General features: G+C 36.9%; 15 protein-coding genes. 6 read left to right on the top strand and 9 right to left on the bottom strand.

Annotated elements, in window-relative coordinates; genetic code table 11:
• Positions 1 to 21: 21 nt before the first annotated feature.
• Together ACMAYL_RS02085 and ACMAYL_RS02080 are read right to left on the bottom strand one after the other, a co-directional pair.
• On the bottom strand, positions 22 to 837 hold the full coding sequence (locus tag ACMAYL_RS02085) for an enoyl-CoA hydratase/isomerase family protein (RefSeq protein ID WP_103217324.1): 816 nt from the start codon (positions 835 to 837) through the stop codon (positions 22 to 24).
• 126 nt (positions 838 to 963) lie between these two features.
• A complete protein-coding gene (locus tag ACMAYL_RS02080) occupies positions 964 to 2,688 on the bottom strand; it encodes a hypothetical protein (protein WP_103217323.1) in 1,725 nt (574 codons plus the stop codon).
• 113 nt (positions 2,689 to 2,801) lie between these two features.
• On the opposite strand from ACMAYL_RS02080, the gene ACMAYL_RS02075 reads away from it, so the two are divergent.
• Positions 2,802 to 4,712 carry a hypothetical protein gene (locus ACMAYL_RS02075; RefSeq protein ID WP_103217322.1) on the top strand — a complete coding sequence of 637 codons (1,911 nt, stop codon included), beginning with the start codon at positions 2,802 to 2,804 and terminating at the stop codon, positions 4,710 to 4,712.
• A 32-nt stretch (positions 4,713 to 4,744) separates the two neighbouring features.
• On the opposite strand, the gene trxB is transcribed toward ACMAYL_RS02075, so the two are convergent.
• The gene (trxB, locus tag ACMAYL_RS02070; RefSeq protein ID WP_103217321.1) at positions 4,745 to 5,674 is read right to left on the bottom strand and encodes a thioredoxin-disulfide reductase; all 930 of its coding nucleotides are present in this window, start codon (positions 5,672 to 5,674) and stop codon (positions 4,745 to 4,747) included.
• Positions 5,675 to 5,698: 24 nt separating this feature from the next.
• Positions 5,699 to 5,884 (bottom strand): hypothetical protein, encoded by a 186-nt coding sequence (locus ACMAYL_RS02065; protein ID WP_103217320.1) that lies wholly within the window; start codon positions 5,882 to 5,884, stop codon positions 5,699 to 5,701.
• Between the two features lie 150 nt (positions 5,885 to 6,034).
• Between ACMAYL_RS02065 and ACMAYL_RS02060 the strand changes: the two genes are divergently transcribed.
• Entirely contained in the window at positions 6,035 to 7,549 is a 1,515-nt protein-coding gene (locus ACMAYL_RS02060) for a hypothetical protein (protein ID WP_412470663.1), read from the top strand.
• A 9-nt stretch (positions 7,550 to 7,558) separates the two neighbouring features.
• Entirely contained in the window at positions 7,559 to 8,686 is a 1,128-nt protein-coding gene (locus tag ACMAYL_RS02055) for a hypothetical protein (protein ID WP_103217318.1), read from the top strand.
• 29 nt (positions 8,687 to 8,715) lie between these two features.
• Here ACMAYL_RS02055 and ACMAYL_RS02050 read toward each other — a convergent pair whose 3' ends face one another.
• The 5 genes from ACMAYL_RS02050 to ACMAYL_RS02030 form a co-directional block, all read right to left on the bottom strand.
• Positions 8,716 to 10,029, bottom strand: a complete 1,314-nt coding sequence (locus tag ACMAYL_RS02050) for a glycerol-3-phosphate dehydrogenase/oxidase (RefSeq protein WP_412469592.1) — start codon at positions 10,027 to 10,029, stop codon at positions 8,716 to 8,718.
• A gap of 14 nt (positions 10,030 to 10,043) precedes the next feature.
• Positions 10,044 to 11,444, bottom strand: a complete 1,401-nt coding sequence (locus tag ACMAYL_RS02045; RefSeq protein ID WP_412470662.1) for a hypothetical protein — start codon at positions 11,442 to 11,444, stop codon at positions 10,044 to 10,046.
• A 5-nt stretch (positions 11,445 to 11,449) separates the two neighbouring features.
• Complete coding sequence (secA, locus tag ACMAYL_RS02040) at positions 11,450 to 14,014, bottom strand: preprotein translocase subunit SecA (RefSeq protein ID WP_103217315.1); 2,565 nt, start codon at positions 14,012 to 14,014, stop codon at positions 11,450 to 11,452.
• Positions 14,015 to 14,029: 15 nt separating this feature from the next.
• On the bottom strand, positions 14,030 to 15,154 hold the full coding sequence (locus tag ACMAYL_RS02035) for a M23 family metallopeptidase (protein ID WP_146037805.1): 1,125 nt from the start codon (positions 15,152 to 15,154) through the stop codon (positions 14,030 to 14,032).
• A 124-nt stretch (positions 15,155 to 15,278) separates the two neighbouring features.
• The gene (locus ACMAYL_RS02030) at positions 15,279 to 16,028 is read right to left on the bottom strand and encodes a Stp1/IreP family PP2C-type Ser/Thr phosphatase (protein ID WP_103217313.1); all 750 of its coding nucleotides are present in this window, start codon (positions 16,026 to 16,028) and stop codon (positions 15,279 to 15,281) included.
• A gap of 265 nt (positions 16,029 to 16,293) precedes the next feature.
• Here ACMAYL_RS02030 and ACMAYL_RS02025 point away from each other — a divergent pair, with 265 nt between their 5' ends.
• The 3 genes from ACMAYL_RS02025 to ACMAYL_RS02015 are packed head-to-tail and all read left to right on the top strand — an operon-like array spanning position 16,294 to position 21,005.
• Positions 16,294 to 18,348 carry a PrkA family serine protein kinase gene (locus ACMAYL_RS02025; protein WP_103217572.1) on the top strand — a complete coding sequence of 685 codons (2,055 nt, stop codon included), beginning with the start codon at positions 16,294 to 16,296 and terminating at the stop codon, positions 18,346 to 18,348.
• A gap of 29 nt (positions 18,349 to 18,377) precedes the next feature.
• Positions 18,378 to 19,499, top strand: coding sequence for a DUF444 family protein (locus ACMAYL_RS02020; RefSeq protein ID WP_103217312.1), 1,122 nt, complete (start codon positions 18,378 to 18,380; stop codon positions 19,497 to 19,499).
• Positions 19,500 to 19,523: 24 nt separating this feature from the next.
• Positions 19,524 to 21,005 (top strand): SpoVR family protein, encoded by a 1,482-nt coding sequence (locus tag ACMAYL_RS02015; RefSeq protein WP_103217311.1) that lies wholly within the window; start codon positions 19,524 to 19,526, stop codon positions 21,003 to 21,005.
• The last annotated feature ends 86 nt before the right edge of the window (positions 21,006 to 21,091 follow it).

Genomic DNA, 21,091 nt, shown 5'->3' with positions numbered 1-21,091 from the left:
AGGAGGTGGGCCGTTCTTAGGCTAGATGGCCTCTGCAACAGTAGGAGTTTGCTTTAAAACACGGGCAAAGTCGCGTGGATTAATGAAGTCCTTCCCATTTGCGTAGTTTTTAAAGTCACCTGTGGCCAACGTTGAGTTAGCAAAAGTAATTTCCTCTAAAAGGTCATCTTCCATTGCTTTAATAAGAGCGTTGTTAAATGATCTCTTTGTTTGAATTCTTGCAGTAGGAGACTGTTTAGAAATACGAGTTACAATATCTTCAAGTTCATTTTCGCTGTAAAGGATTTTACCGATGAGGCCTGCGCTTATAAGAGCATCGGCACCTACGCTTTGAGAAGATAGTAGGTATTGCATAAGCTTTGCACTATTTGCTTTTTCATTAGTAAGGGTATTCATACCGGCCATTGGTGTGATTCCCTTATCAAGTTGGTTAAATGTCACACTAAAAGAAGGAGCACAGTAGCGAATATCACCACCCATAGCTAATTCAAGACTAAATGGGCAAGCTGATTTTTGAAATGACCAAAGGATCGTCTGTGGTAATAATAGTTGTCCCCAACTTAACCTTGCGAGTTGCTGTAGGGTATTACCAAGGTTTACTTCATCGAAGAATCTTAATTCTTCTTTCTTGAATAATTCAATATCATCACTAGCAAATTTAAAAACTACCGAATGAATTTCAATTTTATTAGTTAACCAATCAAAGAAGTGTTCGAGTTCATTTAAGTACGTTGAAGTATTGAAAAACTGCTCATTGTTAGCAACAACAACGTTACAAGTGCGAGTTTGTCTAGATAGTGAAATATTGAGTGTATTGTACTTAAAGAAATTACTCATTGATACCTTCCCTGGTCTTTTTAAAATTGCTATCCGATGCAATTTTTAGTTACTAAATGTAAACTCTCAGATCGATCCGTGATCTGTTAATAAAATTATTTCAATTTTGGCCTGGGTCTGTCAAATCTAAGAAGCTTTTTTTCTCATTAAATTTTCTACAAAAATACTTTCAGTATTCTTATAAGAGATGGACTTATCACATGAATTTAAGGTGTTAAGGATGTACTCTTGTAGTTGAGTGTTTTTGTCGCTATTGACGATTCTTTTGGAATCCCTTGTTTTAAGCATAAGATGAATTACTTGCTCGTTTGACTCGGTTTTTAGGATGGCCTTTACAATTAAAGAATGAAGTGTACTGTTGTTAAAGTCCCAGTTTGCGGCCTCTAATTCATTTATCGATTCTTGAGATAGTTTTTTTATCGGTATTGCTCTTTTGCTACATTCGTATTTGATATAGTGCTTGGCTATTTCAACAATTTCAGCTCGACGAAGACGTAGCGGCGGTACATTGAGTTTAACTGTTGTTATTAGATTATAAAGATCAGTAAGGATAATATCATTCTTTTCAAGCGCCTTAAGATCATTAGTGGCAATGGTAACAATTCTAATCTTTAGGGATCTAATAATATTATAGAAAGTCGCTTGATCCTCATAGCCTAGCATCTCAATATTTTTAACAATGAGGTCTTTGATTCCCTTGTTTGTAAGATCACTTATTTGCTCTAACTTCTTATGGTTGGCCACTTCTTCATCATTAAAATCGATAATATTTTCTTTATTGTCTCCGCAAATATATCGAGCATAGGCGCTTTTTCCCAGTCCAACTTCACCGTGAATATAGAGATTCTCTCTTGTGTTCTTTATGGTGTTTAATGTGTTGATAATCGACTGTCCAGTTTGTGATTTATCGCTGAATATGAAGTGATCAGGAAGTTTATTTTCTACTTTTTCACTACTTATTGTATGCTTCTTACCTTCATAGAAATAAGAGATAAGACTTGCGATGATCTTTATATTCTCAATCATAGTGAAATTAAACTTTCCGCCAGAGACACTATTTGACATGCAAATGATACCAATGCTTTCTCCATTATGATTCACGATAGGAGACATAAGAATGTTTTTTATTTCAAGGTCAACACCCGTTGCCTTCTTTTCATGAAAGCTCTTGTTGATAATGACTTTGTTGAAATAGGCTTCTTTTAAAATACTATTAAAGCTGTGATCCCTTGGAGTCACGTCACTATTTGTTCGCTCTATTTCAAATTCACCAGTTTTGGCATCAAAAAGAAAGATGTGATAATTCTCACAACGAAAGATGCTAGGAAGTTCATTTAAAATATCAATGATTTTTCCACTATAAGTCTTTTGAATCAAACTTTGAAAAAGTGAAAATAGTTCAACACCGTCATCTCGGTTGATCTTAATTTTGTTTTGGCAGATTTGAAAGAGCTTATCTTTGAGTTTTGCGGTTCTGTAATGTGATAAAAAGTCTTTTAAGAAGTACTTTAATACTGTTGTCTGAGAATTTGGTTCAATAGAGATACCATAGATTGTCTTTGTTACATCCTCACAGTAAATGAAAGATCGAATAATTATACCTGTTAGCTCGAAGTCCCAGTTATTAAATAGTCTTTTCGTTTGAATTTTGATTTTTACTTTCTCTCCCAATGTGTATTTTTGAGAGCAGATGAAATTTAATCCAGATAAGTTGATTGAGTCGATTCTAACACTGTTATGCTTTATGTTTTCACGCTCAATTGTGCTAACTTCTGCACTAACTTTGTCGTCTTCATGTATTGGAAAACGATATGATTTGAAAAATTTGTAATTTTGAATATTAAACTTCAATTATTCCTCAATTTTTAGCTCGATTGGAGATACTCCCTTATCGACGATTTCTTTAGAATTTTTATATGTCTTGTAGTTAAAGTTAGTAATTTTACTAGTCGATAACTATTCATATGAAGAAGCTAAGAAACTATCGTATCAAACTAAAAGAGTCAGATAATATTGAGTGTATTCTCTATGAAATGATTGGAGACTCTACTTCAAATTCTTTTAATGTCATTGTCGATAATATTTCAACAACTGGTATTGGTGTTCTCATAGGAGAGTATGTTGATAGTCAAATTTTCAAAATCGAAATTCGTTTCAAAAAAATTCGTCTTTTTCAAACAGTAAAGCTTAGACGTTATAGGCCAAATTTTAACAATATTGGCGATAACTACCTTGGCCTTGAGTTTATTGATTATGAAGTCGAAAATATTATGAATCTTATGACTGAGCTCGTTTCATCAATGGGTAAAAGACGCTTAAGAAATCTCATGTATGACATGGTCTTAAATGAAGCTGTTGCTGGAAATTATGATTCTGATAATAACTTTGATAAGGATATTGATGATAATGTTTCTGTTTCTATGATCCTTGATTTGTTTCATATTTTTAAAAATTATCGTAACAAAGTCGAATTAATAAAATTATTTATCATAGAAGTTCAAAGAATAGTAAAGGCCCGCGATGCACGAGCATTTATTGTGGGACACGATGAGCATACATTCAGTGAATTTGATTTTCAGACAAATCAATTGAAAGAAATTGAATATCCAATCGTTGGTATTCTAGAAGAGCTTTATAATCATCCTCGTGGAATCAAATCAAAATTTTCTCAATCTCTTTCTAGTGATGAATTTTTTAATATGTATGAAGTCGTTAATAATACGACTATTTCAACATATATGATGTGTCCGATCTTTGATCACAATGAAAATATCTTTGGTATTTTAAATTTCTCGAATAAAGAAAAGAATGAGCTATTTACGGATAATGACCTTAAGCAGGCTATGTTTTTGGCCCGAGTAATTGGACTTCTTTACTTTTATAAGAGTGATGAAATTGAGGAATATGAAGAATATCACAGCGATGACTATGAGGCGGATGTTGCCTTCAACACATCTATGGGGATTAGTGTTTTTGCAAAGGGTGCCCAATCTTTTCTTGAGCAATATAGTGCTCCAAATGAGAGAGGCCCTGTCTATATTTATGGTGGTGAAGGAAGTGGAAAGTATTTTCTATGTGAAAGAATTGCAAGGCAATCAAGTACCGCTAACACGCATATTGAAATTGTTAATTGCTATGCCAAAATGACCAAAAAAGATATTGATGATATCGTTGACAAGATCAGGGATCGCGTTATTAATGGCCACGTTATATTTAAGGGCCTTGATAAGCTATCAACTAGTGTTGCCAATTATATTATTAATACAGTTGATAAGAGAGAGTCTTATCGAACTATGTTTACAGGTACTGACTATATTCCAGAGTTGGCCATACCAAGTTTTAAAACAATTTCATTAGTTGAAAGAAAGGAAGATATTCTCTTCTTCGCAAATTACTTCATATCGCAATATAGTTTAAAGAATCATACTGCAAAGAAGCGACTTTCTCATCGTGTTCAAAAAATGCTGCTTGATTATGATTGGCCAGGAAATATTTCAGAGCTTAAGGCCTGTATTGCACGACTTATGATCTTTAATAAAGGTAGCGGAAATCTTACTATTCGTACGAGTGAGATCACCCCATTATTTGAAAAAGATTTTCAACCTCAAATCTCAATTGAGGCCAATGACTTAAAAATTAATGCTTTTGATGAGCATGATTTAAACGAAAAAGAGTGTGCTGATCTTTATCTATATTTTTTCGTGGCAAAACAATTAAAAGAAGGCGCTGTTGGCCTAAAGTCTGTTGCGAAGGGATCGCTAATTGAATATGAAGATATGGTTGAGCGACTTAAAAATGGTAGTAAGGTTGTAAAGCGACTTTTTAATGAAACAGTTGAAAGGGTAGAGTTGTATATTTCAGATAATGTGGCCTAGTTAATAGACTAGGCCACAATTTATTTTTAAGATTATTCGTTTTCTTCGATGAATCTTTCTGCTCTGATCGCCGCCTGACAACCAGAACCAGCAGCAGAGATTGCTTGACGATAGTAAGAGTCCTGAACGTCACCACAAGCAAAAACACCTGGAACGCTTGTATCAGGGTGCTTTCCTTGAGTCACGATAAACCCATGATCATCAAGTTCAATTTTTCCTTTTAGGAAATCAGTATTTGGCTTATGTCCGATACCCATAAATAGGCCATCAGTTTTTCTTTCAGATACTTCACCAGTTTTTAAGTTTTCAACTTTGATTGAAGTAACACCAGTTGCATCGGCAATGATTTCTGTTACAGCACTATCCCATACGAATTCAATCTTTTCGTTATTGAAAGCGCGCTCTTGCATTGGCTTAGATGCACGTAGCTCATCTCTTCTGTGAACAACATAAACTTTCGAAGCAAACTTTGTAAGGAAAGTTGCTTCTTCCATTGCAGTATCTCCACCACCAACAACGTGAACGACACGGTCGCGGTAGAAGAATCCGTCACAAGTTGCACAAGCACTTACGCCTTTACCAATAAGTTCTTTCTCATTTGGAAGGCCTAGGTATTTCGCTGAGGCACCTGTTGCTAGGATTACTGCATCAGCAGTATAAGTTTTGTCACCATCAACTGTTAAAGTAAATGGTCTCTTTGTTGTATCAATATCAGTGACGAAACCACTCAGGTATTCAGTACCAAATCTCTGAGTTTGTTTCTTCATATTGGCCATAAGCTCTGGCCCCATAATTCCCTCTGGGAATCCTGGAAAGTTATCAACGTCAGTTGTTGTCGTTAATTGTCCCCCTGGCTCATGTCCTTCAATAACTAGAGGTCCAAGGTTTGCACGAGATGCATATAGGGCCGCTGTGTAACCAGCAGGACCTGATCCGATAATAATGACTTTGTGGTGTGCCATTTAAAAACTCCGTTTTATTAAATTTTACTCAATTCCTAATTCTTTCTTAATTTCCTCAGGGCGATCATCTTCTTCTGGATGCATATCGTAGTATGCATTTACGCTAACTAGGTCATCTGGATTAGCTGCTTTCTTTGTTGTTTTGTAAACTTCGCCAGTCATTTGGCATTCGTATCGAAAAATTTGAATATTCTTCTTTCTTTTGGCCATATCTTCCTCCGTTCACTCATGGTGCACCGTGGCATAATTTTGTAAAAATATACATACCTTACCATATTGTTTCAAATACTTCCATTCGTTATAATTAAATATATGGATAAATATAAACAATTCGTAATGATACTTTTGCTAAATTTATTGATGGCAAATACTTATGCCATGATGCAGGCAAAAGTTGTGGCCCTTTCTCAATCTGGACGCACCTTAAAGCTTTCTGTCGGTAAGCTTACCGGACTTAAAACTGGTGACGTGGCCGATGTGTCAATACGTATTGGTGACTACCAAAAGCCTAAGTATCTTTATCTAGGTAGCATTGAACTCTTAAAAGTGTCTGATCGCGAATCTTACTGGTACTTCAAGGATATTTCTGGAGATAAGATAAATCGTGCAAACTTCGCGCCTGATGCGACACTTGCTCTACAAATTCGCTCTCAAACTGCAAGTGGCCGCTATAAGAAAAAGCCTGTTTATGAAATTAAGGCATATGAGTCGAAAAAAACTGAATTTAATAATCAGCATGCAATTGATGGACAGGTTCCTACGGACTTAATTCAAGATAAAGAAACGCCAAGTGATAAGAATTATGCTCAGGATATTGATGACTCGACGATCTATAAAGTGACAAAAGAGACGCAACTAAGAAACGGTGATGAAATTATCGTAAGGGATGGCAGACTTCGCTATAAGTATGTGGACTCCCAGCTAGAGCCTGTTGATACTTCAAAATTATCTGCACAAGAATTTGATGCTCAAATGGGAGCACAAAATAAAGATCAATTAATTAAAATTTCTGCTGCACAAGATGGATATAAGGAAATGCTTTATAGTGGAAAGCCAGATCTAACCGGTGCAAATTCAAATTTATCAATTCCAAATGCTATGGAAGAAAGTCTTGCACGAGAAAGAGCAAAGAATCGAGTGACGAAGTCAGCTAAGGCCGTCTTAGATAAAGAAGGCCCCCTGTGGTCTGCCGATATGGATAGTGAACAACTTAGTCGCTACTTAAAATCTTCTGGAATTGCTCGCGAAAAATTTAGGCGAGAAAATGTACTTTCAATTGAAAGTGGTAATGAAGTGCAATTAAGTTTTATCTCTAACCTTATGCCAAATTATACAGACTCTGATAGCAATCATCAGAATCTTGGATATGGCCTTGCCGCTTCATATGAGTTTCATCTTATTAGAGCACATGATTCATTAAAAAAATGGAGCGTTGACTTTGGGCTTGATCTTTCGAATCTAAATGTTGATTTAGGTGGGATCAATGGCCGCATGACTTATATGAATTTTGGCGCCCACGTGAATTACTATTTTTACAATGCACCTTATGTTCGAAATAAACTGCTTGCTTATGTTGGCCTAGGGATAAAGCGTGGTACAGGTGAGACAACTTCGCCAAGACTCACTAATTATAGCTATGACTATGAATTAGTGGCCTTACCCTCAATTTCACTAGGTATTAAAACTCGTATTTCAACTTTTAGAGATTATGAAAAGGGTAATATGTTTGGCTATGGAATAGGTGCCAAATTAAATTATGAGCTTCTTAGTTTAAGCCCGATTAGTGAGGTCAATGCGACAGATGCTTCTAACTTTGAACTTAATCAAACAATTAATAATTTAAAATTTATAGCTAGTTTAAGTATATTTTTTTAAGGAAATGATATGACAGGACGTTTATTAAAAATTCTCTCTATTTCACTCATTACTCTGTTGAGTTCGAGTGTTCTTGCTCTCGATATTGATGAGAAGTTAACTTTCAGAATTCTTCAAACATCATCTTCAAAGAAGACGATTCTAATGAATCGAGGATTAGAAGATGGATTAGTCATTGGAGATCACGCTAAGTTCTTTATCACAACTGGTGTCTTTGCAAGGGCCGTCTGTATTAAAGCGACACCGTCTCGCTCTGTTTGGAGTATTTACCGCATTGTTAAGCCTAGTGAAATTCAAAGAGATAAGGTTGCAAATTTAAAAATTTCATCACCTGTTAAATTGACAAGTGATCGCTCTAAATCTCTACAAGCAACTTTTCCTGCAGGAAGACAAATGGGCGAGCCTGTTGATATAAATCGTCAAGCTCCTGAGCAAAGAAGTGCCTATTCACAACCTTCTAAATCAATGTCAGAAAGCTTTGATGAAGAAAGTGAGCTTGATGCAATTAAAACAACTTCTTTTTCTAGTAATCAAACGATGTCAAAGCCGACACCAAGTAAGATTCTAGATAAAAATATGGCCCTAAATGTATCGGCCGGCTTTAATATGCTAAGTGGTACTTATGATAACGTTGGAGTTAGCTCTGATGCTGAGTTAAGTACACTGGGCTTTGCTGGAGAGTTTGAGTTGTTCTTTCCTAAGTCGCAAAGTTTTTTACAAAAGTTTTCTTTAAAGGCCAGTGTTGGTTACTATTCAGGAAGCAATGGAATTTCAGATTCAACGTCTTCTTCAATTGACTTTGGTGGAGCAGTTAACTTCCACATTTTCAACCCTCTTGCGACGAATCGTTTTATCCCATACGTAGAAGTAGGATTTGGTTTATCGATGACTTCTCTTAACGAAATTCCACAAAATGCTGGATCATCGACAACTGAGAGTTTATCAGGTTCAGGTACTTATATGAATGTTGGTGGTGGGATTAAGTATACACTAGATTCAGGATTTGGTTTTTATGCAAAAGGTGACTACTTCAGTAGCTCATCAACTTTTAGCATCGAAACCGGCGGTTCAACAGTTGAGAATACAATTTCTTTAAGTGGATTTAGAGCAATCGCAGGTGCTTATTTACGTTTCTAATTACTTCTCTAACAGACGCAGCTAAGAAATTAGAGGCGTCTGTTAAAGTCTTCTTCACAACGAATAAATTCATACTTTCTCACTTGCGCTTCTTGCTCAGGAGTAAAACCTTTTTGCTTAAATGGGTTGTAGCGCATTTTGAAGCGAAATTCAGCGAGGGTCTTATCTTGAATATAGGCCTTCTTATGTTTGTGTACTATCGATCTTGCAACATCTTGGGCCATCGTTCTAAATGTTGTGTACTTGCCGCCAACTAGAACATGGCAATTCTTTAGTGGTTGAAAGTATTTGTGTACGCGTGCTGTTTTTCCAAGAGTTGCTGTCGAGTCATCTTTAACAAGAGGTCTTATTCCTGCAAATGATGAGAGAATATCATCTTCTTGAATTTTAGCTTTTGGAAAATATTGGTTTAAATTTGCTAATAGGTAAGTGATCTCTTCTGCAGTCGGCTGTAAATCAAAGTACTCTTCTTCTACTTTAGACTCTGTCGTTCCTACAAGTATACGATCAGCTTGCGGAATGACAAAGATTACTCTTCCATCATTTGGTGTTAGTAGAATTGCTGTTTTAATCTTAAGGCGCTCTTTTGAGATCCAAATATGACTTCCACGTGATGGTAGAAGTTGTGGATTCCAATGTATTTGCGCAGACTTTGCTAGAACTTTATCCGTAAAAGGCCCTGTTGCAAAAACGATGTCATTGCAGAAAACTTCCTTAGTCACACCTTCGATCTCATCTTTCAAAATGACACGAATTCTACCATCATTAAGAAATTCATAATTTTCAAGTCCTATATGATTAAGAGCATGACAGCGTGGATTGATTGCAGCGTCTCTTAAAACTTCAATGGTTAGGCGTCCGTCATGTACAACAGCATCGTGGTAGACACCGCTTCCTTTTAGATCCTCTTCTTTAAGATCTGCATTTATTTCAAGCGTTTCAATCTTGTTTTTCATCTCATAAGGAGAATTTTGAAAGCTTGATAGTAAATCATATAAGAATAATCCAATTCTAATCATCCATTTTGGACGAATCGAATCAGAGTATATGGGTAGATAGAATTTTTCTTCAAAGCAAAGGTGCGGTGCAAGTTTTAACCAAAGATTCTTCTCATGTAGTGCCTCCCAGACGAGAGGGAAGTCAAAGTTTTCAAGATAACGAATTCCTCCGTGAAGCATCTTCGAGCTTTTTGAACTTGTTTGAGAGGCAAAGTCCTTCTTATCGATAAGAAGAGTATCAATATCGTGGAGACTTAAATCTCTAAAAACTCCCGCTCCAACGATGCCACCACCAATAATAATAGTGCTATAAAAATCTTTTGTTTCGCTTAAATTGCTAATCATAATTGTCTATTTAGCTATGCTTTGTTCTCTTCTAGAACGACATAGTCCCCATGGGCCATGATAATGATATTATTTGATGTCGAATCACTGCGTTGGTGATTAACTGTAAAGTGAATTGAGATAATTGCATTAGCACCCTTTTTAAACGCACTTTCCCTAAACAATTCGCTGAAATATTCAATTAGGTTAATGGATTTAATGTCATTAAACTCATTGCCATCAATAACTTCATTGATTTGCATTGGTCCAAGGCTATGTGTTATCAAATATCCCGGGACGAAGTGTGAAGAGCTTAATAAGACATCTTCTTGCGTAAAATCCCTGTCATTTCTTATAAAGTGCTTCGTCTGATTCTGATTAATTGAGCGTGGCCCTGTTAATCCTCTTTGATCGCTATGGTCATAGTTTGGACTAGCATGAATTTCATGAGCAAGACCTAGTTTTATCACACGACAAAAGCGACGTAATTTTCCTGCTAAGTAAATTGCACTAAACTCACCAATTTGGGCGATGAGAAGTTGTCCACTCTCTAAGCTTGTTCGATAAAGTTCTTCATTGTCACCTAAGAGTCCGTGCTCATTCAAAATAGCAAGAATACTCTCGTCGTATTCTCCAGGAACTATTCCTTGCATAAGAATTGAAAATGGAGGATTGCCTCCAATCGCTACCTTTCCATATGTTGAATTGGCCGCAAAATCTCTAACTTCTCTAAAGTCTTGGGCCGGCCTTATTTCAGGTGCGACTGTTTCAGGAGTCGCCGTAAGAGGTGTTTCAACTTGTTCATAGGACTCAATTTGTGGTGCTACAAACTCTTCTTGTTCAACTTCACTCTCAGCTTCGTATTCTGGTTGGTCTTCTTCAAGAGGTGAGAGCTCGATTTCAGCTTCTTCGTCTGCTTCTTGGTCTTCTTTTTGATCTTCTTGAGAATTCGGGAAGTTTTCAAAGCTTGAATCTTCATCGTCACTTTGCTCTTCTTCAACACTATCTAAGTCATCAGACTCTTCAAAGTCGTCGACCTCGTCGAAGTTGTCAGACTCTTCAAAATTGTCAAAGTTGTCAAAGTTGTCAAAGCTTTGCTCTTCATCACTTTCTTGGCCACTTTCTTCATCTTCAAGCTCTGGCCCGTCAAACGCGTAATCGGCTTCGTCATACGATTCTTCTTCTGAGAAGTTTTCGTAATTTTCGGCTTCATCCTCAAACTCGTTTTCGGAGTCATTTGAATTATTAGAATACTCAAATGGCGCTAACTCGATTTCCGCCTCATCTTCTTGTTCATCTTCCTGTTCATTTGATTGGCCATCATCTGACTCATCGAGATCAGCAAGAAGCTTGTCGAGTTCATCATCACCTTGATGAAGAAACTCTGACAAGTCTTCAATACGTGTTAAATCGTTTTTGTTATCGCCATCTGACATATTAATTATGATCCGTGACAGTGTTTAAATTTCTTTCCAGAACCACATGGACAAGCATCGTTTCTTCCAACTTTAACTTGGCCACGAGAGCGTGGAGCTTGTTGTTGTACAGGCTCATCTAGACCTTCTTCTTCAGCAATTCTTTGTGCTTTTAGAAGTTCTAATTGTCTTTGTAGTGCTTCTTCTTGCTCACGTCTTAGTTCCTCAATTTCTTCTTGAGTGTAAAGACGAACAGTAAACATGTTGCGTACAACACTTGCTTTTACATCAACACGCATTTGTTCAAAAAGGTTAAATGCTTCTCTCTTATATTCTGTAAGAGGGTCTTTTTGTGCGTAGGCCTTAAGATTGATCCCTTCTTTAAGGTGATCCATATTTCTTAAGTGATCCTTCCAGTGTTGATCAAAAGTTGATAGTAGAATTTCTCTAAGAGCTAGAGTTACTTGTCTATCATCGTATCCAGCTAATTTGCTTTCTAGGATTTCCTTAGCTCTTTCTTCAAAGTACTTACTAACATTTCCTTCAAATTTTTCTGAACATTCTACAGCGCTTACTTCATATTCAGTGTTAAAAGTTGCACTAAAGCCAGACTTCATATCTTCCCAAGGAAGGTCTTCTAATGGAACTTTCTTTTGCGGGCGATAATTTTCATATAAGTTATCTGCAACATCTTCTGTCATCTCTTTTACGAATCCAAGGTTGTCTTCATCTGAAAGGATGTCACGACGGATACGGTAGATAACACGACGTTGTTCATTCATAACGTTATCAAAGTCAAGAAGGTGCTTTCTGATTTCAAAGTTATGAGTTTCAACTTTCTTTTGAGCTTTAGCAATCGCATTAGTGATCATCTTGTGCTCAATAGGCTCATCCTCTTCCATCCCAAGAGTGTTCATAACCTTTGCGATACGATCACTTCCGAAAATTCTCATTAAATCATCTTCAAGCGATAGGAAGAATTTTGAACGTCCTGGGTCTCCTTGACGTCCAGAACGACCACGAAGTTGGTTGTCAATTCGACGTGACTCGTGTCTTTCTGTACAAAGGATATATAGACCGCCAAGGGCCTTCACTTCGTCATTAATTTTAATGTCGGTACCACGACCTGCCATATTTGTTGCAATAGTAACGGCACCTTTTTGACCAGCATTTTCAATGATGGCCGCTTCTCTACCGTGTTGCTTAGCATTTAGTACATTGTGTGGAATACCAGCTTTTTCAAGTTCTTGAGAAAGTAGGTTAGAAGAATCAACTGTAATTGTTCCAACTAGAACCGGTTGTCCTTTCTCATTTAATTCTCTTAGAAGCTTAATAATTGCTCTATACTTTGCTTGCTTATTCTTATAGATAACATCAGCTTCATCAACACGAGCAATTGGAAGATTTGTAGGAATAACAATTACATCGAGATCATAGATCTTTTTAAATTCTTCCGCTTCCGTATCCGCTGTACCTGTCATACCTGCTAGGTTTGAGTACATTTTGAAGTAGTTTTGGAAAGTGATTGATGCAAGAGTTTGGTTTTCTTGCTTAATCTCTACGCCTTCTTTCGCCTCGATCGCTTGGTGAAGTCCATCTGACCAACGAGAACCTGTTTTAAGACGCCCTGTGAATTCATCAACGATAATGACTTCACCATCTTTAATGATGTAATTAGCATCTCTTTTAAATAAGTGGTGAGCACGAAGGGCCTGATTTAAGTGGTGAAGCAGAGCTGAGTTTTCGATATCGTAAAGATTATCAACTTTCATTAGCTCTTGTACTTTTAAAATCCCTTCTTCTGTGAAAACAGCAGACATCGATTTTTCATCAATCGTGAAATGTTTTTCGACAGTAAGCTGTGGAATAACTTTATTTGCAACACCATAAAGTGTTGAGTCACCTTCACTTGGACCTGAAATTAATAGGGGAGTTCTGGCCTCATCGATTAGAATCGAGTCAACCTCATCCACGATACAGTAGTGAAAATCTCTTTGAACATATTCTTCAAGTGAGAATTTCATATTGTCTCTTAGATAATCGAAAGCAAATTCGTTATTTGTTCCGTATGTAATGTCTGAAGCGTAAGCCGCTTGGCGCTCTTCATCTTCCATGTCTGCAATGATGCAACCAGTAGTTAATCCAAGCCAGTTATAAAGAACACCCATCTCTTTAGCATCACGGCTAGCAAGGTAGTCGTTTACTGTTACAAGGTGAGCACCTTTTCCTTCAAGAGCTTTTAGATAAAGAGGCAGAGTCGCAGTAAGAGTCTTACCTTCCCCTGTTTTCATCTCCGCAATAATCCCTTTAAAAAGAACAATACCACCAATGATCTGAACATCGTATGGACGCATACCAAGAACACGCTTTGCAGCTTCTCTTACTGTCGCAAATGCTTCAGGAAGAAGTTGTTCAAGAGTTGCTCCTTCACTTAGGCGTTGCTTAAACTTAGTCGTTTGGGCCTTTAGTTCCTCATCACTAAGCTTTTCCATCTGTGCTTCAAGTGAGTTGATTTCATTAACAATTGGCATGATTTTCTTGATGTCACGATCGTGTTTCGTGCCAAAAAAAGACTTAAGCGGATTAAACATTTAAATTTCTCCTAATTAATCCAGTACATAATAGAGAGGGTCCACCGGCGTTCCATTTACACGAATTTCGTAGTGTAAGTGGGGGCCTGTCGATAAACCGGAGTTTCCAACTTTTGCAATTGGTTGCCCCCGTTTGACCTTTTGGCCTTTTACAACGATGTTTTCTGAATTATGTCCGTAAACTGTAGTTATACCGTATCCATGATCTATTTCAACGTGGTTTCCAAAACCGTAATTTTTCTTTGATACTTTAACGATACCATCCGCTGGCGCTAAGATGATTGTTCCAATTGGTGCACCGACGTCTAGGCCTTCGTGCATCTTTACACGTTTTGAGTAGTGACTCATACGTGGACCGTAGTACGAAGTTATCCAGCCTCGGGCCGGAAGTAGAGTTGGCGTTGATCTTAAAAAAGATTCGCGATCAAGTAAGAATTGATCGAGCTCATTAACACGAATCTCTAAGTCACCTGAAATCTTGCGTAGAATTGAATATCGATAATCAAAAAACGCGAAGTTTTCAGCTAACTTAAAACTTTGTTTAATTAAGCTACTCCATTCCTTTGTGAAGCTATAACCAGAAGTTAGACCAAAATTAGTAGCGATCTTTCTTTCATACAGATCATTGATGTCACTAAATTCCTCAACTGTTTTGAGTTCCTTTAGTTCCGACTTAACTTTGTCCATTAACTCCTGGTCTCTTTGCGGAATGAGAACAGATTGTGGGTTACGAGATGGATTTGATGGTGCCGAATGATTATGGCCGTGATCACCTTCTTGGGCCTCTTGTTCATCAGAGTTCTGCATTACAGGCTTTGTCAGATCAAAATCTTTAAAACCAGAGATGACTCTTAATTTACTTTCGATTTTTTGAATACGTTCAATATCATCGGTTAAAGTATTGAGCTTCATATTAAAGAGCTGGATTTGCTCTTTAAGCTGACGGTTTTCAATACTCAAGTGACGATTTTCGTATACCTGCTTAAGGATCTTTATATAGTCAAAAGTGAGAATTCCAATAACTGCTACAATGATAACTATGAAGAATAATACAGAGTTGAAGATCACGCGCGGTATGCGAAATGACTTAACTCCTTTTTCTTTTTCAGGAATTACCATAATTGTGTAAAAACGACTCAAAATTACTTCCTTGAATTTTCAATAATTTCTGATGTTTATTGTAGGTTTCTTGATAACAGTTTGCAAGACATTAATCTATGACACATTGAGACGAAATATTTCTCTCAAGTAGTGAAAGTTAAGATTAATTAACTACAGCTAAGATTACAGATATATTGTCCTGACCACCGTGTTCGTTGGCCTGTCTAACAAGTGTCTGTGCACAGTCGTGAATGAGCTGATGACTTAGATCGTCGTTCTTTTTGATCATGTCATTAATGATGAAAAGAATATCTTCATCGCTTAGCTTTCCATGAAGTCCGTCAGAGCAGAGTAGAAAAATATCACCTTTACTAGGTTTGTAATCATAAAGGTCGACTTCAATTCCTGATTCAAAACCAACCGTTCGAGACAAGTAATTCTTATTCGGATCATTTGCTGCTTGATCGCGGGTATAAATTCCAAAATTTATTTTTTCTTGAATAACTGAATGATCTTTTGTTAGTTGAAAAATTTGACCTTGAGTAATGACATAAGCACGAGAGTCTCCAACATTTGCAATACTTGCTTTATCTTTTCCAAAAAGAATTCCAACAACAGTTGTTCCCATTCCTTTTAGCGATGGTTCTTCATCCGCATAGTTTTTGATTTTTTCATTTGCAAAGTGAACAGAATCTTTAAGTACTTCTGAGATATCAGTGCTGGCAGCTTTTAGTTCTTTAACTTTCTCTGCAATATATTTAATTGCCATTGTAGAAGCGAGTTCACCTCCAGAGTGTCCACCCATGCCATCTGCTACAATATAGAGTTTACTTGAATTTCCAACGTAAATAGAGTCCTGATTGGTTTCTCTCTTGCGGCCAATATCTGATACGCCGGCACAAATAATTTCCATGTTCACCCTTGTAATCCCTCAACAATTCTTAATCTGTAATTCTTATATTTTCAAATGGATACAGATTTTAGTCAAATGCTTTTGTTTGACTTCAATTTTGCCAAGAATTTGCCTAGTAAATTTAGTGATTACTTGATTGTTTTACGGTGTCAAAAAGTCACTACATATTTTTTTTATACTTACCTTTGATCTTACTTAGTTTTTCACGTTATAATATATTTAGGAATTTAGCTTGCAGAGAATGCAAATCATGGATGGAGAAAATATGACTAAAATGAATATGAAAGACTTTATGAGTGAGAACTACAAAGTTGAAGACTTTGCTCACTTACACTGGACAGGAAGTTTTCAAGAATATGTAGATCTTGTATCTGAAGATCCTCGAATCGCACGCAATTCATTCCAAAGAATTTTTGATATGATCATGACTTTTGGAACGAGCACATACCTAGAATATAAAAAAGAAATTACTAGATATCACTTCTTTGATGATCCAATTGGAAATGGTAAAGATGCCGTTTTTGGGATTGATGTACACTTAATGAAATTAGTAAACTTTTTCAAGGCCGCTGCTCTTGGTTACGGAACTGAAAAAAGGGTATTACTACTTCACGGTCCAGTAGGTTCTGCTAAATCATCAATTGCAAGAAATCTTAAAAAAGGTCTTGAACACTACTCAAGAACAGATGAGGGAGCTCTTTATACTTTCGAATGGTATGACGAAGAAGAATCAGACATTCTTGGTGGTCAAAAAGTTTTTCCATCTCCAATGCATGAAGACCCATTAAAGCTAATTCCACATGAAGTAAGAAAAGAATTCATTGAAGCAATGAATAAGGGTAATAAAGAACAAAAAATTAAAATTCGCGGAGAAGTTTGTCCTGCTGACCGTTATATCTTAAATGAGTACATGATTAAATATGACGGTGACTTCATGAAAGTTATGGAAAATCACATCCGTGTTAAGAGACTTATTCTTTCTGAAAAGGATCGTCTAGGTATTGGTACTTTCCAACCTAAAGATGAGAAAAACCAAGATTCAACTGAACTAACAGGTGATATCAACTATAGAAAAATCGCTCAATACGGATCTGATTCAGATCCTCGCGCCTTTAACTTCGATGGGGAATTCAATATCGCGAACCGTGGTATTATCGAATTCATCGAAATGTTAAAGCTTGATGTTGCTTTCCTTTATGACTTACTAGGAGCGTCTCAGGAACAGTCAATTAAGCCAAAGAAATTTGCTCAAACAGATATTGACCTTGTCATTCTTGGTCACACAAATGAGCCTGAATTTAGAAAGCTCCAAAATAACGAATTTATGGAAGCTCTACGTGACCGTACTGTAAAAATTGATATTCCTTATATTACTCGTCTTGATAATGAAGTGAGAATTTATCAGCGTGATTTTAATGCTGAAAAAATCCCTCATGTTCACATCGCTCCACATACTTTAGATATGGCAGCAATGTGGGCAGTTTTAACAAGAATGGAAGAGCCAAAGAAAGCAGACCTTACTCTTGTTCAAAAACTTAAGCTTTATAACGGTAAGACTCTTACTGGGTATAATGAAGACAACGTAAAAGAGCTTCGTAAAGAAGCGGTAAGAGAAGGTTTAGAAGGTATTTCTCCTCGTTATATCCAAGATAAAATTTCTAACGCTCTTGTTAAGTATGGACACACTGGTTCACTAAACCCATTTATGGTTTTCAACGAACTTGAGTCTGGACTTAAAAATTCTATGGCAAATAATCCAGAGGCAGTAGATAAGTATCGTGAGATGCTAGCAATCGTTCGCCAAGAGTATACAGACATTGTTAAAAATGATGTTCAAAAAGCTATCTCTCTTGATGAAACTGCAATTGAGACTCTATGTGCAAATTATATTGATAACGTTAAGGCCTACACTCAAAAAGAGAAGGTTCGCAACAAGTACACAGGTAAACTTGAAGAAGCGGATGAGCGTTTCATGAGAAGCATTGAAGAGAAGATCGACATTGCTGAATCTCGCAAGGATGACTTCAGACGTGAGATCATGAACTACATCGGTGCTCTTGCAATCGAAGGTAAACAATTCGATTACAAAATGAATGAAAGACTACATCGTGCACTTGAGCTTAAGCTTTTTGAAGATCAAAAAGATGCGATTAAACTTACAACAATCATCTCTAATGTTGTTGATAAAGAAACACAAGAGAAGATTGATGTTATCAAGTCTCGTCTAATTAAGAACTATGGTTACTGTGAAATTTCAGCAACTGACGCTCTTAATTACGTCGCTAGTATATTTGCAAAAGGAGACAGTGCTAAGTCTTAGGACTTAGCACCTCCACAACTGGAGAGTTAATGGATCACCCGATTAAAAGAGACCACGCACGTTTTCGAAAAATTATTAAAGGAAAGGTGCGTGATAATCTAAGAAAGTATATTGCTGGCGGTGAGATGCCAATTCCAAAGGGCAATGGGCAATTTAAAGTACCAATGCCTTCAATCAACACTCCTCAATTTCGCTTTGGTGATAAAAGCCAAGGAGGAACAGGACAGGGTGATGGCCAGCCAGGTGATCCAGTCGATGGACAAGGTGAACCGCAAGAAGGTCAAGGGGAGCCAGGTGAAGCTGGTGAGCAGGAAGGTGATAAGGCCCTCGATGTTGAAATGAGCTTAGATGAGCTTGCTTCAATTCTTGGAAATGAGCTAGCACTTCCTAAGATCGAGCCTAAAGGTAAGAAGAATATGCAGTCAACTGTTGATCGCTACACAAGTATCGGTACAGTTGGACCAGATTCACTTAAGCACTACAAGAGATCTTTTAAAGAGGCCCTAAAGCGACAAATCGCAATGGGGACATATGATCCAAAGAATCCTGTCGTTGTTCCAATCAAAAGTGATATGCGCTACCGCGCAAGTGATTCAAAGATAGAATTTGAAAACTCTGCAGTTGTAATCTACATGATGGATGTTTCAGGATCAATGGGGGATGAACAAAAAGAAATTGTTCGCACTGAATCTTTTTGGATCAATCTCTGGCTTAAGTCGCAGTATAAAGATATTGAAATTCGCTATATCATTCATGATGCAACGGCAAAAGAAGTTGATGAAGAAACATTCTTTAGAACTCGTGAAAGTGGTGGGACTCTTATTTCATCGGCACTTAAACTTTGTAAGGATATGATTGCTAGCGATTATAATTCAGATGAGTGGAATATTTATCCTTTCCATTTTTCGGATGGTGATAACTGGTCTGCAGAGGACACTAAGGTTTGTCTTGATATTTTAAAGAATTCAATTATTCCAAACTCAAATGCATTCTTCTACGGACAAGTAGAGTCTCGTTATGGTTCAGGTCAGTTTTATAAGGACCTCGCCAAAGAATTCGGTGAAAAACACGAAGATGTTATTTTGAGTAAAATTAAAAATAAAGAAGCAATCCTAGATTCAATTAAAGACTTTCTAGGAAAAGGTAAGTAAGGCGTGACTCCAGTAATAAGTAGTATGGAAAGAACTAAACCACTAAGTGGAGAACTTGCAAGATTAAGAGATGAGGTTCATAGCTATGCAGTAGAATATGGCCTTGATTTCTATCCTGTTGTTTTTGAAGTTTGTGACTACGATACAGTTTGTATTTTAGCAGCAAATGGAGGTTTTCCTTCTCGCTACCCGCACTGGAGATTCGGGCTCGAGTATGATCGTCTTGCTAAAGGAAACCGTTATGGTTTTCAAAAAATATACGAACTTGTAATCAATACTGACCCTTGCTATGCATATCTTTTAAGCTCTAATCGCTATGTTGATCAGAAACTTGTTATGGCCCACGTTTATGGGCATGCTGACTTCTTTAAGAATAATGCTTGGTTTAGAGGAACAGATCGTCGCATGATGGATGTTATGGCCAATCATGGAACGAAAGTTCGTCGTTATATGGATAAATATGGCCAAGACCGTGTCGAAGAATTTATTGATACAGTCTTATCATTTGAAAACCTACTTGATGTTAATGTGCTTTTCCAAAGTGAAGAGAAGCAAAGAACATCTGCTGATGATGAATTTGAATTTAAGGATGACCGCTCGCAAGTTCTTAAGTCATTTATGAATTCTAAAATGGCGCGCTCAGGCCTTGATAGCGATAAGGTGGAAGTTAAGAAAACACCACTAGAGCTTCTTGATGAAGAAATTCGTGGAACACGTGATATTATGAAATTTCTAATTGATCACGCTCCAATTGAAGACTGGCAAGCGGATATCATTGGAATTCTAAGAGAGGAAGCTTATTACTTTCTTCCACAGAGAATGACTAAAATTATGAATGAGGGGTGGGCATCTTACTGGCACTCTAAGATTCTTACTAAGAAGGCCTTAAATAGTTCTGAAATTATCGACTTTGCTGATATTCATTCTGGTGTAATGGCCATGAGTAAGCAAAATATTAATCCATATAAAATCGGCATTGAGCTTATGCGTGACATTGAATACCGTTGGGATACTGGAAAATTTGGAAAAGAGTATCAAGATTGCACAGACCTTCATAAAAAAGAAAATTGGCATATTGAAACAAATATGGGACGTGAGAAAATCTTCGAAGTAAGACGCACTCATAATGATATTACTTTCATTGATGAGTTCTTTACTGAAGAATTCTGTAATCGTATGCAGCTTTTTACGTATAAGTATAACTCGCGTACAGGACGCAATGAAATTGAAACGCGTGACTTCAAAGAAATTAAGTCAAAGCTTCTTAATCAATTAACAAATTTTGGTACACCAATTATTGAAGTGGAATCGGCAAATTATAAGAATCGTGGTGAGCTTCTTCTTCGTCATGTACACCAGGGAGTAGACCTTGACGTTGGGCAGGCCCAGGATACAATGGCCAATATCTACAAGGTTTGGAAGAGACCTGTCTCAATCACTACTATCGTTGAAGATAAGTCCATTGTTTATCTTTTTGATGGGATTGAGTTTAAAGAAGATAACTAACGAGTAATCTATATTGCTTATTGACCTAAAATTACTTTCAAGTAAAATTGAAGTATCTTTAGATATAAGAATTTAAGTCAATTTAG

The sequence above is a fragment of the Halobacteriovorax sp. RT-2-4 genome (assembly GCF_047085445.1).
Lineage (GTDB): Bacteria > Bdellovibrionota > Bacteriovoracia > Bacteriovoracales > Bacteriovoracaceae > Halobacteriovorax_A.
The sequence above is the reverse complement of the archived record's forward strand: the minus strand, read 5'-3'. Positions and strand labels throughout refer to the sequence as shown.